This window comes from Sphingomonas aliaeris (assembly GCF_016743815.1).
Lineage (GTDB): Bacteria > Pseudomonadota > Alphaproteobacteria > Sphingomonadales > Sphingomonadaceae > Sphingomonas > Sphingomonas aliaeris.
Genome location: NZ_CP061035.1, coordinates 80,455 through 95,816 on the forward strand (window position 1 = coordinate 80,455; position 15,362 = coordinate 95,816).

Consider the following 15,362-nt stretch of genomic DNA (forward strand, 5'->3'; position numbering starts at 1 on the left):
GAGAGGAACGCTTCCGTGCCAACGCTTGGTCTGATCCACAATTCGCCGGTGCTCGCACCCATCTTCAACGAGATCGCGGCACGGATCATGCCCGATGTTCGCATCCTGCACTTCGTCGATGAAAGCACGATCAAGAACACGATCGCGGCGGGGTATCTTGAAAAGAAGACCATGCGCCGTGTGATCGGGCTGGTCGGATCCTCCTTCGATGCCGGATGCGACGTGGCGCTGGTCACCTGTTCGTCGATCGGACTGGCGGTCGATATGGCAGCCGAGCTGTACGACCAGCCCGTGCTGCGCGTCGATCGCCCGATGGCCGAGAAGGCGGTCGCCACGGGCAGCCGGATCGGCGTGGTCGCGACGCTGTCCACCACGCTGGATCCGACGGTCGAACTCATCCGCCGCGTCGCGGAAGAACAGGGCAAGACGATCGAGGTGGTCGCGCATGTCTGCAAGGGGGCGTTCGCGGCAGTGATGGCGGGTGACGGGGCGACGCACGATCGTATCGTGTCCGAGGCGCTGACCGAGACGACGAAAGGCATGGACGCGATCGTCCTTGCCCAGGCGTCGATGGCGCGGGTCGTCGCGGCGCTGCCCGAGGGTGCGGTGACCGCCCCCGTCTTCTCCAGCCCCGAACTGGGCATGGAAGCCGCGCGAGATGCTCTGGCGGCGCTCGCCAAGTGAAGAAACGTCACGTCGTCGTGGGGTTGCTCGCAGCCCTGTCGATCATCACGTTCATCGATCGGCTGGCGATCGCGGTGACGGGGCCGTCGATCCAGCGCGACCTGAACATCACCCCGGAGCAATGGGGCTGGGTGCTTGGCGCCTATGTCATCGCCTATGCCGTATTCGAAATACCGTCCGGCGCGATGGGCGATGCGCGCGGCTATCGTCGCGAATTGACGCGCATCACCGTGTGGTGGTCGGGCTTCACCGCCGCGACTGCGTTCTGCCAGAATTTCTGGCAACTGACCGGGGCGCGGTTTCTGTTCGGGCTGGGTGCTGCCGGTGCGTATCCCAATATGTCGGGTGTGCTGTATCGCTGGTTCCCGGCGCGGGAGCGCGCGCGCGGGCAGGGCGTGATTTGGGCGGCGAGCCGATTCGGCGGTGCGCTGGCGCCGCTGCTGCTGGTGCCGATGCAGGCGTATTTCGGCTGGCGCGCGGTGTTCGTCGTGCTCGGGGCGATCGGCTTCGTATGGGCGATCGTGTGGCGCAGCTGGTTCCGCGATCGTCCCGGCGACCAGCCCGGTATCACGGCCGAGGAAGTCGCCGACATCGGTATTGACGAAACCGGCGGTCATTTGGGGACACCATGGCGGAAATTGCTGAGTTTGCCGCAACTGTGGCTGATCGCACTGGCCTATTGCTTCTATGCGTTCGGCAGCTGGTTCTTCTTCAACTGGTTCCCGACCTGGATGGTCAAGGGGGCGGGCTTCAGCGTCGCGGAAATGGGACTGTACGGCTCGATTCCGTTCCTGCTGGGCGTGGTCGGCAATCTGGCGGGCGGGGTGCTCTGCGACCGGCTGGCGCAACGCATCGGTATCCGGCGCGCTTATAGCCTGATCGCGAGTACGTGCCTCACGGTGACGGCGGCGTTGCTGGTCGGGCTCAGTCTGGCGACGGGCAAGGTGGCGATCATCGTGCTGGCAGGCGCAGCGTTCATGGTCATGGACCTGATGCTCCCGGCGGCGTGGGCGATGTGCATGGCGATCGGCGGGCGGTATGGCGGCACGGCGAGCGGAGTGATGAACACCGCGGGTAATCTCGGCGGGTTCGTCTGTTCGGTCGCTTTCGGGTACATAGTGTCGGCGACGGGCGACTATAATCTGCCGTTGCAGGGCGTGGCGGCGATGGTGCTGGTCGCGGCAGCCGTGTTTGCGTTCATCGACTGCACGAAGGGCTTCGATCACAAGGTAACGGCGGACCTGCTGGCGCCGGCGTGATGCGAACGCGTTAGCCGCCGCGGCGGACCGTCTCGAAAAAGTCCTCGCCGCCCATCTGGCCACCCTTCAGCACCAGTTCCAGCCCGTCGATCTCCGGGTCGGAGGCATGCGCGCGGACGAGCGGCGCGCCGGGTTCGATCCGTGCCGCCCAGGTCAGCGCGTCGATACCGAGTTGCGCGACGCCGTGGCTGGACGTGTCGCCGCCTGCGAACAGGATCCGGCGCAAGCCTGTCTGCCGAACCGCCGAACCCGCGACCCGACCCAGCGCGATGCCGAGCAGTTCGCCCGCCGCAGCCGCATTCGTATCCAGCGGGCCTTCCGCGGAATGGACGACGCCTCGGCCGCCTTCCGCCAATGCGGTAACGGCCTCGCGGACGAGCCGGTCTTCCTCTGCCGCCTCTCCGCGCAGCAATGCCGGGACGTCGGCGCGGATCGCGACATAACCCGACGCCGTGCCCCGCGCGATCTGGCGCCCGGTCACCGGCGAGCAACTGCCGCTGATAACGAGCATGCGGTCCTGCGTGGAGGCGGGACGCGAGGGGGCCTCCGTATCGATCGCCCCGACCGCCCTCCACGCCAACACCATCGCGCGCGTAACGCCCGAACTGCCGACCGCAAAACGCACGCGACGGGACAGCATTATGTCGCCTGCGATGGCGAGGTCGTTCATCGTCACGCCATCGAACAGGATCGCGTCCGCGTCTTCGTCGTCGAACGCACGCCCGGCAGTGCCACCGTGGATCGCCTCCAGCGAGGCAAGTGCGATGCGCGCCGCGGTCTGCGCGGCAAGGTGCCGGACGAGATCGGCCTCGTGCATCGGAGTTACCGGGTGGCGCGACATCGTCGGGTGGCGATCGATGCGATACACCGTGTCGCCCGCCGCCGCGAACAGGTTGCCGAACGCGACGTAGCGGCGCAGATGCGGCGCGCCGACCAGGATCGCCGCCTTGCCGCCGAACCGTCGTAGCCCGATGTCCATCGCCCGGCCGATCGATCCCGTCCGGGCGCTGCTGTCGAATGTCGAACACGTTTTGTAATGGACCAGTGCGCCATCGCTCAGTGCCTCCAACGCGGCGGGCAAATGCCCGTCCATCCATTCGGGCGATCGACTACGGCTATCGCCCGCCAGCCCTATCGCGCGCACATCCGGAAAGCGGGCGCGCAAAGCGGTATCGGGTGTACGCAGGAACAGGACCGCAGGTACGCCGCCCTCGGCGAGTTGTTCCAGAACGTCGGTCGATCCCGTGAAGTCATCGCCGTAATAGGCGTAGCGTAACGTCACCCGCCAAAGGCACCCAGCGCCGCCGCCAGTTCAGGCGCGTCGCGCGCAGCATCTTCCACCGGCACGCCGGCGACGGCAGCGTCCCACGCCTGCCGCAACGCGCGCACGCCCGCTGCCGGGCCGCCGGGATGCGCAAGTATTCCGCCGCCGGCCGCGAACATGCAATCCACGCTGTTCAACGCTGCGAATGTCGGTGCGGCCTGCTTCGCAGACTGACCGGAGGAGAAGACCGGCATCACCTCGCAGCCGGGGTGCGGCGCATCGAACATCGGGGTCAGGCATTCGCGCGCCGATGCGATCACGCTGTCATTCGGTTCGCAGAACTTGTTGTCGATACCGTTGACGTGGGTGTGGTCGATCCCTGCGAGGCGCCACAGTTTCTGATAGGCAATGAAGCTCATGCCGATCGCCGGCGACCGGCCAAGCATGCCCCAGCCGTTGCGATGGCCGTGGATCGGCAATTGCGAATGCGCGCGCAGCACCTTCATCGCGGGAAGGCCGATCGAGTTCATGCTCGCCATCACGCATGTGCCGCCCTGCGTCAGGACGTGATCGTGGCGCAGGAGCATCTCGTCGATATCGCCGGTAAGGTTGGCGGCGAACATCACCCTTTTACCGGTGCGCTCGGCATGGTCGTTGATGACGCGCATCACCGCCGACACGCGCGCCTCGAACGGGCAGTGCGGCCCGTCGGACTGCAACTCATCGTCCTTGATGAAATCCACGCCGGCTTCGACGAGCCCACGCACCTGCTCCGCGGTCGCTTCCGGCGACAGCCCGACGCTCGGCTTGATGATCGTACCGATGATCGGTCGATCGTACACGCCGGTCAGGGCGCGCGTTCCCGCCACGCCGAATTGCGGGCCCTGATAGCGATCGAGGAATACCGGAGGCAGTTTCAGGTCGATCAGCTTCAGGCCGGAGAATGCCTTCAGTTCCGAAAGATTACCGGCGACAGCGGCAAGCAGGTTCGGCAGAGAAGGGCCAAAATTCGACATCGGCCAGGACAGGGTCACCCGCGCCGCGCGCCGCACCCCGTCCCCCGATTTCGGCAAGCCCGACCCCGGCAGCGATGGCGCCTCCACCTCGCCCAGATCCACCACGTCCTCGACCCGTGCGGCATGCGCCTCGCGCAGTTCGTCCGTTTCGCCCGGTACGCGGACGAACGTGCCGGTGGATTGTTCGCCCGCCATCGTTTCCGCCGCCTGCTGCAGCGGAAAGGCGGTTTCGATCCAGTAGCTGGCGTGGACGCGGCCGTCGGTCATCAGGCGATCTTGAAATAGGTGTTGTAGCGTTCGGTCTGCACCGTGAAATACGGCACGAACACCAGATCACGCCCGCCGACCTTGGCCCGGTATGCCTGATCGGCACCCGGCACCGGCCGCACCGCGCCAGGCAAGGCGACCGTCTGGCGTTCGATTCCATCCCAGGGATTAAGCCCGACATACATAATGCCACCGCGCATCATCGCCGCGAAAGTCGGGTTGCGGTCGTCGATCGCAACGGTTCGCAACGCTTGCGGCAGGATCAGTTCGATCGTGTCCCCCGCCTTCCACATCCGGTTCAACACCGCGAGCTGGCCGGCGGTCGCGGCCTGTTTGCGGCCGTTGACCGCCACGCTTGCGCCGGCAGCCCAGGCGGGAACGCGCAGCTTCATCGCGAAACGTCCGTTGCCCGGCTTGCGCACGGTCAACCGTACGCTGTCCTGTGCCGGATATTCGGTTTCCTGCACGATCTCGACTGCGCCACCGGGGCGATCCCAAGTCACTTCAGAGGGCGCGTACATGTTGACCATCAGCGCATCGTCGTCATGGAAATACAGATTGAGCACGTAATCCGCCACGCCCTGCACCAAGGTGCCCGAGCAGCATGGCCACTTTTTCTGGTAATACAGCTTGTCGGCGTCCGGCCCATAATTGGAGTAATACGGATAATTGCCGTCGCTGTCGGGCATGCGGGTCGACAGGATCGTGTTGAACACAGTGCGTTCCAGACCGTCGCCATAGACCGGCTCACCGGTGAACCGGATCAGATACCGGGCCAGCTTCATATCGGCGAAACTGCCGCACGGTGTCTCGAAATGCGCCTTGGACGTCTTCAGGCTGTCGGCGAGATGCCCCTTGTGCAGTTCGACGAACTGCTCCTCCGGACCCCATCCCCCACTGGCGAAACGCTGCGGCTCCATGAACTTCCACGCGTTTTGCAGCGCGGCGCGATACTTCGGATCGCCGAGATGCAGATACGCCTGGCCACCCGAACTGAGGGCGATCGTGTGGCTATAAGCATGCTTGCTCGGCAGCACGTCCTTGCCGGCGGCGAGAGGATCGAACCATTCCTTGTCGAGCATGTAATGCACCGCCATCGCGCGGTATTTATCATCGCCAGTAATGTCTGCGACGTGGAACAGGTTTTCCGGCAGCACATAGGTTTCGTCATAGGGCGGCTCGGTCTTGCCGATGCGATCGCGCGAGACCGGCGAGATATAGGGCATGCACTTGTCGATGATCTTCGGCAGTAGCGCCTTGGCCTGCGTCACACCGCTCAACTGATAGGCGTCGATCAATCCAACGACGTATTTATCCATCACATAGGCCGCCCACTGCTCCTGCGCCTTGGGTCCGGCATAGGGGTTCTTGGCCGCCAGCATCGCCTTGCCGAAGCCGTCGACCAACGCCGCCACTTTCTGATGAACCGCCGTGTCGCCGGTCGCTGCGCCGATGCGCGCGAGGCCGGAGACATATTGACCGAACGCCAGGCCTGGAACGAAGCCGTCGGCATCGTACCAGCCGCCCATGTCCGGGCCCGGGGCGGGAAGCCCCGCATTCTGGCGAAAGACCTTCAGCAAGCGATCGTTGTCGAGCGCGAGATAATGCGCATGGATTTGGTCGTAATGCTGCTTGATTACGCCTCCGGTCAGCCGGACCTTACCGTAGGGGAATTCGCGAACGACCTCCTTGCCTTGCAGCCCGGCCGTCGCGGCGCTGGCAAAGGGAATGGCGGTGATCGCACCCGCGGCAGTGGCGCAGGCGGTGCAATGGAAAAGTTCGCGGCGCGTCAGCGCGGCCTTTGATACGCCAGACATTTTCATCCTCTCGCACGACCCGGACCGCCGATTCGCGGCGCGCCTCGTGGTCTTCGAACACTATAATAGTATTATTGTACGATGCCACTCGAAGCAAGTCGAAGAAATTCGAAAGTCGCTACAGAGTCAGGAGGATGTCGCGCCCCGCTCTATGCGGGACAGGCCGTGTCCGATGATGTCCCGCATGGCGGTGGCGGCTTCGTCCGCGTCCCCAGCTTCGATTGCGTCGATGATACGGCGATGGCCGGCGACGCTGGCGGCATGCTCCTCGGCCTCGCGGACAGGCGAACTCATCCGGAAAGACGCAAGCAACGCGGTCTCGACCACCGCGGCCAGCGACCGCATCAATACGTTGCCCGACGCACGCCCGACGGTCTTGTGGAAATCGAGATCGGCCAAAGCGAAATCGCTGGCGCTCGCCGTCGCGGCGTCCATGCGCGCAAGACAGCGGCGAAGTTCCGCAATGTCCTCGGGCGAGCATCTTTTAGCCGCAGCAGCTGCGGCGGCCGCTTCGATCGCGCGGCGGACGTCCGCGAGATCTCGGACGAAAGCGATGTCGAATCCCTGGCTGACTTTCCAACCAAGCACGGCGGCATCGAAAAAATTCCAGTGCGCGCTGTCGAGCACCACTGTCCCCACGCGCGTTTTGGATACGATCAGGCCCTTGGCCGTCAGCGTCTTGAACGCCTCGCGAAGCACAGTGCGGGACACGCCGAAGCGCGCGAGCATGTCGGCTTCGACCGGCAATTTCTCGCCCGGCTTGTAGAGCCCGCCGAGGATTTCCACGCCAAGCGTCCGCGCCACCTGATCGTGGCTCGACAGCGTGCCCTCGGTAAATCTGCCGAAACTGGCTTCGCTCGCCATCAGTACGTTACCCCATCGCTCAATTCGTCATGTAATAGGAACCATGCCGAACTGGCAAACGGCGATCATCGGTGGTCGCGGAACATGTCGATCGCCTGTCCGGCGCGACATCCGCGTCCGGAACGGCCGATCGACCATAGGATGCCTTGTTCGAGCAGCCGATTATGCGAGGGGTCGGCATAGGTTTCCGGTCGGTGACCCATCGCCGAAAAGAAAGCGCGCCCGTCGCGTACACACCGGGTCCACGCGATCGGATGGTCGCCCATCGAGATATCTTCGCCGCCGCCCTTGGGGGAATATGTCTGCTCGTCGAGCGTCAGCAGGATCGTCGATTTCGTCTCGCGAGGATTGGTGACGAACGAATACCATTCGTCGTTCATCGTCCAGCCGCTGCCCAGCCCCTGCGTGATGGCAGCATCGGGATCTGCGACGTCGATCCGTGCGGTTTGAAAGGAGGGCTGGGTGGGGTGCCCGCGAAAGCGCGTGCCGATCAGCTCGTCCGCATACCAGTCCCAGAAATAGGCGAGGTCGCCGCCGGCCCCATGGATCCCGACAAAGCCGCCGCCGTTTTCGATATAGGTCCGGAACGCGGCGCGCTGGCGTATCGTCAGCACGTCGCCACTGACGTTGTTCCAGATGACGGTATCGAACCGCGACAGCGTGGCCGCCGTCATGGCGCCGCCACGGTCGGTCACCACGATGCTCCATCCCCGCCGCTTGGCCATCGCGCGCAAGGCCTGTTCCGCGGCGTCGACCGACGGCCCGTCCCGGAATCCGACGATTTTCTGGAAAACGAGAACGGCCGGGCGACCGCGAACGGGGCGGGTATTCAGCGGCGTCTCATCATAGCGGGCGCAGCGCGCGCGCCTGTCGGACGGCGTGACCGGTAACGCGCGGAGCGACCGATCCAGCCGGTCGACCTGCTCGGCCGAAAGTTTCTTCCTGGCGACCATCCGGGCCGTGATGATCGCGGCGAAGGCCGGGACGTCGCGGTTGCGCAGCATGTCCGATGCCCCGACGAACACGGCCGGCGCCTGATCGTCGAGGATCTGCGTAGCGGCGGGACTGAGCCAGAGGTCGAGCAGCGGAGAATCGACCGAAAACGGTTGGTCTCGCAACGGGCAATCGGGAGCCGAAGCGGCGGCATTCGAACTCCCCAGGATCATCGCGAACGCCAGCGCGATACCGGCGATCATCCACTCAAGCCGGATTCTCCACATATCGCTTCCTTTCTTGATCAGTGCGCCGGTCACGGCCGATCTGCGCCCTTCGCGATGGGTATTTCGTCGGCAAAAACCAGCCGCACCGGGCCGAGCAGGCCGGAATCGAGCAAAGCCTCGTCCTTCTGGAAGAAGGTCCAGGTCGAAAAGCCGACCCGTCCGTCCTTCGGCTTGGGTTTGCCGGAGCGATACCATTCCGGCAACTCGACCAACTTTCGCGCCATGATCTCGCGCCGCTTTCCATCGGGTGCGAAGCGTTCGCCGACCGGCCATTCCGAATCGACGCGCGGATATGGATCGGGCTGTTGCGCGTCGCCGATCAGCCGGTTCGGCCACAGACTGGTAACCGCCACCTCGATATGGTTCGCGCCGGGCCGGATCGCATCGGTGATGTCGATACGAAACGGCGCCTTCCACACCGTGCCGAGATCGCGGCCGTTGATGCTGACTTTCGCGATCACCTCGACCCGGCCGAGATCAACGAAGGTTCGGCGTCCCGGTGCGAAGGCGCTGGCCGGAACGACGATCTTGCGGGTGTAGGTCGCGGTACCGGCGAAATACCGGATGCCCGGATCCGCATTGTGGCTGAGCGAGGCAAGCGCTGGCAGCGTGGCGCTGGCCGGGGCGCCGCGGCCCGGCTCGAACGCGACGGACCACCCGCCGGCAATTGTCAGCGGGGCGGGAACGGTCGCCGCGAACGTCGCACCCGTGCTCAGCGAATAGCGGCCGCTTTCGAAGGCGAGCGCCTTCATCGCGTCGCCATTGCCGGTGACCACGGCCGGCTGAACTGCGATCTCCGGCGCGGGAGGGCCCTTGGCGGCGAGCGCGGCGATTTCGGCGGTCGACAAAATGCGGGGCAGGGTCGTCAACGGACCATTGTCACCTTCAAAGAAATAGGTGACCCCGGTTGCGGGCGGTGCGTCGCTGCCGCCGGCAAACACGCTGCGGCCGCTTTTCAGGCCGGTTCGATCAAGCTTGCCATTGATGTACAGCCTCGGCGTCCCGCGATCGTAGACCAGCGCGAAGTGCGTCCAGCCGGCGATCGGCGTGTGCGACACCAGAACGGCGGGCGCGACGTCCGGTGAGGTGCGTTCGATGACATAGGCTCCGTTACGCCCGACGGCGAGGCCCGCAACGGCCGTGTCGGCGCCGTGCGTGTCCAACCCGGACCGTGCCGGAACGAGGTAGAACTTGCCCGTTTCGTTGATCCGGCCATCGACCTTCTCGGACGGCATCAGCCGCAGGTCGACATCGGGTTTGGCCCAGACCGACAGCGTGAAACTATCGGAGGGCGCCGCTGGCGCTGGTGCCGCTACGGCTTGCACGTCGGCGAACTTCACGCCGTTCCGTGCGACCCAGGTGGCAGCGGGGCCGGCCGGCTTGCGCAGCATCACGAAGGTCGATCCCGAGGCGTCGAGCGCGAACGAGACGCGCGTGCGTCCGGCCGGCGTGTCGTACAGCGCCGGGCTGGAGACCGTGCCGCTCTCCGGGTTCCACAATTCGGGCGCCTTACCTGCGACACGGAAACTGCACGTCACCGATTCCGCGCGGCGCTGGCGATTGGCGACGAAGTACATATCGCCGTCGGGCAGCGTGCGGTGATGCCAGACGACCTGGCCGTCCGGCGTCGCGGTCTGGCAATCGGCATCGGGCCCGGCGCCGAGATCGCCCAGCACGCCCGCGATCGTTCCGGTCGGATAGACCTTGCCGCGGCCGACGCTGCGGGTGGCGGTTCCGTCGCCCCACAATGCCGCGACGCTATCGCGGTAAGCGCTTTCTCCCTTCGCCCCACCGGTAAGCGACAACGACTTTTGCGGACGCTCGCCGAGCATCACCATCCCGCGCGCGACCAGATCGCGCAATCGAGCGGCCAGTTCCGGAGTCATTCCGCTCAATCCATCCGGCAGCACGAGCAGGCGGTAGCTGGCGCCGTTGGGCAGCACGATCCGGCCGTCCTTCACCTCGACGGTATTCAGGACCTCGGCGTTGACGAAATCATATTGGTAGCCGGCCGGCATCGCTGGCGTGAAATGCGTCCCGATCCGCGGATTGCTGTCGGGCGAGATGTCGGGGCGGAGATATTCGGCCTGGTTCGGGCTATCCTCGCCGACGAAATACAGCACGTCGGCGGCGTGATGGCCGAGACCAAGCAGATACTGGCTGCGCGACAGCGTATCGAGCCAGGGTCTGGCCGATTTGAACCATGTGTTGCTGGCATCGAGATTGATGCCCCAGGGCCCCATCGTCATGCCGGGCGCGGCCTTCGGGTTGGGCTGCATCGCGTAGCGGTGGAAATAGAGGCGGTTGACGCCCTGCGAAAACATCAGGTCGCCCAGCGCCTTCAGCGCATAGGGATAATCCGACCAGCGGCTGGTCTGCGCCTCGCCGGTGAACGCCTCGGCCGCGACCAGATCCTTCCCGTAGACGTGCGCGGCGGAACTCACCATCTTGACCGACCGGTTGTCGGTCCACGGCGTGCGCGTCCAGAATTCGGTCATTGGATATTGTACCCGGCCCGAGACCTGCAATTCGTCGAACGGGCCGGGGCCATAGCCCTCGACGGTGAACTCCAGCCCCGCTGCGCGTACCTTGCGCTCCATCTCGCCATAGTAATTGTCGGCCATCAGATCGGCGAGCGTGCGGCGAAAATCGAACAGGAAACGATCGGAGCGATCCGTGTCGCCGACCACACGGCCTGCAAGGGCCGGTGCGAATTTCGTCAAAGCATATCCGTTGCGCTTGGCGAAGGCGGCGGGAACGCCTTCGCTCCAATTTTGCAGTCCGGCTTCGTAACTGTCGATCTCGACCCGCGTGAACGCCTTGCGTGCCTGTGGAGCGGCGGCGGCGATGACGCGCGCGATGCTGTTCTGGAATTGATGATCAACCGCGGCGACGCTGAACTTGTCCACCTCCAGCCCGCGGCCGGAATCCGACGCGGCGACGTTCAGCTTTCCGGTCGGCGTGTGGCCGAGGCGCAGGATCGTCCAACGGCCCTCGGGTGCGCGCCAGTCGAGCGTACCGTCCGCCGCAACCTTGCCGGTCAGGTCGATGATGCGCGCCGGATCGATCGCGTCTGCCGGCGGTACAACGGGCTCCTTCGCGCTTGCCGCCATCGCGCCGTGAAAATTGTGTTCGGCCTTTGCATCCCAGTCGGCGATGCGCGGCGTGCCATAAAATAGCGCCTCTGCCAGCTTGGCTTTGGTCGACGGCGTGACCCGGAAGTACCGTGCGGATAGGCTCGGGAAGTTGGCTGTGCCCGGCGCCTCGATCCCGCGTTCCGCGCCGACCGTCACGCGAGTGACGGTACGCCATGTCTGGCCGTCTTCGGACGCTTCGATCTTCGCCGAGAAGGAAGGCTGATCCTTCTCGGCATATAACGTCACCGCCTGTGCAGCGAAGGGCGCGTTCGTGGCGATGAGCAACGGCGCATCTGGCGCGATCGACATCGTCGAGTGCAGGTTCCGGTCGGTCAACGTCCCCGCATCGACCGGCTTCGTACCGATCCGCATCGACGCGACGGTGTCGCGCCATCGGCTCTCGTCGCCGGCCGATGCGGGGAAGGCGACGACGATCGCGTCGCGGTAGTAATCCAGCTTGGTATAGGGTTGCGGCAAGCGGGTCGTGATGCGGCGTCCGCCGTCCAGCGTCGTCTCGGTCCAGACGATCTGTTGCATGGCCTGCGCAGGGCTGATCCACGGGCCGCCGCTGGAAGACCAGCCAGGTGCGTTCTGCATCGCGACCGTCAGACCCAGTTCGCCGCCACGCTTCATCATATGCGTCATCAGGTCGAGCCATTGCGGGCTGAGATAATCGACCGGACCCTTGGGAATGTCGCTGCTGCCGTCGAAAGCGAGCAGGCCGCTCAGTCCGGCATCGCGCATCGCCACCAGATCGGCGTCGATCCCCTCGCGCGTGACGTTACCGTTCATCCAGAAATACAGCGTCTTGGGGCGCGCCTCCGCCGGCGGAGTGCGGAAGGTGTTTTCGTCCGGCACGACCGGTTCCGGCTGGTCGGCGCGGGCTGCCGTAGCCAGCGTCAGAAGAATAGTGCTGGCCAAAAGGGCGCGTGCGTGGCGGCTCATCGTCTTTGTCCTGATCACGGGGTCAGTGGCTGGCGCGATACAGCGCATTCAGTGCGGCTAGTGCCGATGCGGCGGGCTCGCGGGCCTGCAATGCCGCGTTCAAACGTTCGGACGCCTGGTGCTGGAAATCCATATAGCCTCGGTGGCGCGGTCGCAGCCATGCGCGGTCGAGCGTGGCGCGGGTCGCGCGATAGAAATCGTGCGTCGTGGCATTGGTGGCGTCCGCGTCCCAGGCAATGGCGTGTGCGGGCTGCCCGCCTTCGCTCGCGACCAGATCGCGCTGCACCGCGCCGCTGGCGATCCAGGCAGCAAACCGGGCGGCTTCCTCCGGCTGTCGACCAAATGCGGATACGGCTATTCCCGTCCCACCCAAAGCGGAGCCGCACGGCCCATCTTCCAGCGCAGGCAGATCCGCAAAACGGATCGTATTCGTTCGGAACCCGTCCTGCGCGTAGCTGACGTAACCGTAAATCAGCGGGGCCACCGCCAAAACGCTATCGGGCCGCGCCATGTCTTCCAGCATCGCGATCGGGTCCGATCCATACGCGATAGGGTCGAGGCGTGCGGCAAGCCGTTCGAGCAATTGATACGCCAGGGCTGCGTCGGGGGGAAAAAGGTCGACGTCGTCGGGATCGAGCGAGACGCCGGTCATCCCGCACAGCGTGAACAGGCTCATCAGGCTGTGCGGCGGCCGCAGGGGAACTGCTACCCGTCCGTTCTCGGCAAGCGCCATGACCTCTTCCCAGCGCGCCAGCGGACCGGCGATCCGGCCTGGCATCCAGGCCTGCACCTGCGCCGCCGCGTCGATCGGCAGCGCCCATTGGTGTCCTTTCCATTGATAGCTCTCAAAGGATCCACCGACCGACCCGGCGGCGATTTCGCCAAGCGCATCGGCATCGATCAGACTGTCCAGCGCGACAAGGGCCCCCGTGTCGGCGATCTGCCCGACATGCGGATGATCGATCACGATCAAGTCATAATTCCTCGCAAGGTCTTCGACCGGGTACGTCTCGAAATCCTGCAGCGATCGGCGGTCCCACTGGATCGCTTGCCCCGTCATACGCTCCCACTGGTCGGAAGCGGCCACCAATGGATCGAATCCCCGTGGATGATCCCACGTCATGCCCCGCATGCATCATTCTCCTGCGAACGTCTGGTTTGTCTGTGAAACCCAGTTGACACCCCATAGCCCGATCCATAGCATGTGCAAATAGCATCATATAAACATACGAATGCGAGAACTGCCGCGTGGAGACGGATGACTTGGCCGAGCGGCTCGACCCTTCGGAGCTGCCTTTGGCCGGCCTGACAATATTGGATCTGAGCCAGTTTCTCGCGGGGCCATCCTGCGCGCTGCGGCTGGCCGATCTCGGCGCGCGGGTCATCAAGGTCGAGCGGCGCGATGGCGGCGATGCCAGCCGGTCCCTGTTTCTCGCAGACATGGCGTTCGACGGGTCCAGCGCGCTGTTCCATGCGATAAATCGCGGCAAGGAAAGTTACGCCGCGGACCTCAAGGATCCGGACGATCTCGCCGCCGTCCGCCAACTCGTCGCGCGCGCCGACGTGCTGATCCACAATTTCCGACCCGGCATCATGGACCGGCTTGGGCTGGGTTGGGAGGCGGTCCGCACGCTCAACCCCCGCCTGATCTACGCAGGCGTCAGTGGATATGGCACGGACGGCCCGTGGCGCGATCGTCCCGGGCAGGATCTGCTGGTGCAGGCGCTTTCCGGGCTCGCCTGGCTTTCGGGCGATGCCGATGATGCGCCGGTTCCCGCAGGCTTTTCGGTGACCGACATGATGGCTGGCGCACAATTATGCCAGGGCGTCCTCGCCCTGCTGGTCCGGCGCGGGGTCAGCGGACAGGGCGGGCGGGTCGATGTCAGCCTGATGGAAACCGCGATCGACCTGCAGTTCGAGCATCTGTCCGTGCACCTCAATCGCGACGAAAAGATGCCGCAGCGCAGCCGGGTCGCCAACGGTAACGTTTATCTCGCCGCGCCCTACGGTATCTATGCGACGGCTTCGGGTCATCTCGCGCTGGCGATGGCGCCAATCGATCGCTTGGGTGTGCTGCTCGGGTTGCCCGAACTCGGCGCGTTCCCGGCCGACCGCTGGTTTGCCGAGCGTGACGCGATCAAGGCGATACTGCGCGATCATCTGCATACGCGACCGGCACAGGACTGGCTCGATATTCTCGAGCCGGCCGGCATCTGGTGCGCGCCCGTGCTCGACTGGCCGGCGCTGATGTCGGAACCCGCCTTTACCGCGTTGAATGCCACGCAGCGGATCCAGGCGCAGGATGGCGCCATGATGGCCACCACCCGCTGCCCGATCCGGATCGATGGCGAAATCCTTCACTCCGCGCGCGCGGCACCCCGACTGGGTGCCGATCGGGCTGCAATCGACCGGGAACTGGCCGCATGATCGTCGCACAATATTTCGAGGATTATGTCGTCGGATCGGAGCGGACGAGCTTCGGCCGGACCATCACCGAAACCGATTTCGTGGTCCATGCCGGCCATACCGGCGATTTCTTCCCGCATCACATGGATGCCGAATGGTGCAGGACGCAGGATATCGGGCAACGTATCGCGCACGGCACGATGGTGTTCGCGATCGGCATCGGGCTGACCGCGACGACGATCAATCCGCATGCGATGTCGTACGGCTATGATCGGCTGCGCTTCATTCGCCCGGTGCATATCGGCGACACGATCACGACCGTGACGCGCATTTCAGACATGCGCGATCATGCCAAGCGCGCCGGGCAGGGCGTCGTCACCGAACAGGTGGATATCCGCAACCAGCGCGGCGAAACCGTGCTGGCGTGCGAGCATCTGTATCTCGTCACGCGCCGCCCGACCGACTGAGATGCGCTGGCGCCCG

11 protein-coding genes are annotated in these 15,362 nt (G+C 64.9%); 4 read left to right on the plus strand and 7 right to left on the minus strand.

All coding sequences use genetic code 11. The features are described from left to right. Positions 1 to 15 precede the first annotated feature (15 nt). Both H5J25_RS00375 and H5J25_RS00380 read left to right on the plus strand, forming a co-directional pair. Complete coding sequence (locus tag H5J25_RS00375; RefSeq protein ID WP_202093733.1) at positions 16 to 684, plus strand: aspartate/glutamate racemase family protein; 669 nt, start codon at positions 16 to 18, stop codon at positions 682 to 684. Further along, positions 681 to 1,943, plus strand: a complete 1,263-nt coding sequence (locus H5J25_RS00380; RefSeq protein WP_202093735.1) for an MFS transporter — start codon at positions 681 to 683, stop codon at positions 1,941 to 1,943. The genes H5J25_RS00375 and H5J25_RS00380 overlap by 4 nt, the downstream gene beginning before the upstream one ends. Before the next feature lie 10 nt (positions 1,944 to 1,953). Here the strand turns inward: H5J25_RS00380 and H5J25_RS00385 are convergent, their stop codons facing one another. The 7 genes from H5J25_RS00385 to H5J25_RS00415 form a co-directional block, all read right to left on the minus strand. Then, on the minus strand, positions 1,954 to 3,225 hold the full coding sequence (locus tag H5J25_RS00385; protein WP_202093736.1) for a four-carbon acid sugar kinase family protein: 1,272 nt from the start codon (positions 3,223 to 3,225) through the stop codon (positions 1,954 to 1,956). Continuing rightward, on the minus strand, positions 3,222 to 4,490 hold the full coding sequence (locus tag H5J25_RS00390; protein ID WP_202093737.1) for a ribulose-bisphosphate carboxylase large subunit family protein: 1,269 nt from the start codon (positions 4,488 to 4,490) through the stop codon (positions 3,222 to 3,224). The genes H5J25_RS00385 and H5J25_RS00390 overlap by 4 nt, the downstream gene beginning before the upstream one ends. Beyond that, positions 4,490 to 6,307, minus strand: a complete 1,818-nt coding sequence (locus H5J25_RS00395) for a beta-L-arabinofuranosidase domain-containing protein (RefSeq protein ID WP_202093738.1) — start codon at positions 6,305 to 6,307, stop codon at positions 4,490 to 4,492. The genes H5J25_RS00390 and H5J25_RS00395 overlap by 1 nt, the downstream gene beginning before the upstream one ends. A 126-nt stretch (positions 6,308 to 6,433) precedes the next feature. Next, positions 6,434 to 7,171 (minus strand): FadR/GntR family transcriptional regulator, encoded by a 738-nt coding sequence (locus tag H5J25_RS00400; protein ID WP_202093739.1) that lies wholly within the window; start codon positions 7,169 to 7,171, stop codon positions 6,434 to 6,436. Between the two features lie 65 nt (positions 7,172 to 7,236). Then, positions 7,237 to 8,424 carry a ThuA domain-containing protein gene (locus tag H5J25_RS00405; protein ID WP_225883244.1) on the minus strand — a complete coding sequence of 396 codons (1,188 nt, stop codon included), beginning with the start codon at positions 8,422 to 8,424 and terminating at the stop codon, positions 7,237 to 7,239. Beyond that, entirely contained in the window at positions 8,421 to 12,473 is a 4,053-nt protein-coding gene (locus tag H5J25_RS00410) for a glycosyl hydrolase (RefSeq protein ID WP_202093740.1), read from the minus strand. The genes H5J25_RS00405 and H5J25_RS00410 overlap by 4 nt, the downstream gene beginning before the upstream one ends. Positions 12,474 to 12,495: 22 nt before the next feature. After that, positions 12,496 to 13,605 (minus strand): extracellular solute-binding protein, encoded by a 1,110-nt coding sequence (locus H5J25_RS00415; protein WP_202093741.1) that lies wholly within the window; start codon positions 13,603 to 13,605, stop codon positions 12,496 to 12,498. Positions 13,606 to 13,721: 116 nt separating this feature from the next. Between H5J25_RS00415 and H5J25_RS00420 the strand changes: the two genes are divergently transcribed. Next, positions 13,722 to 14,900, plus strand: a complete 1,179-nt coding sequence (locus tag H5J25_RS00420) for a CaiB/BaiF CoA transferase family protein (RefSeq protein WP_225883245.1) — start codon at positions 13,722 to 13,724, stop codon at positions 14,898 to 14,900. Beyond that, positions 14,897 to 15,346, plus strand: a complete 450-nt coding sequence (locus H5J25_RS00425) for a MaoC family dehydratase (protein WP_202093743.1) — start codon at positions 14,897 to 14,899, stop codon at positions 15,344 to 15,346. Before H5J25_RS00420 ends, H5J25_RS00425 begins: the two co-directional genes overlap by 4 nt. The last annotated feature ends 16 nt before the right edge of the window (positions 15,347 to 15,362 follow it).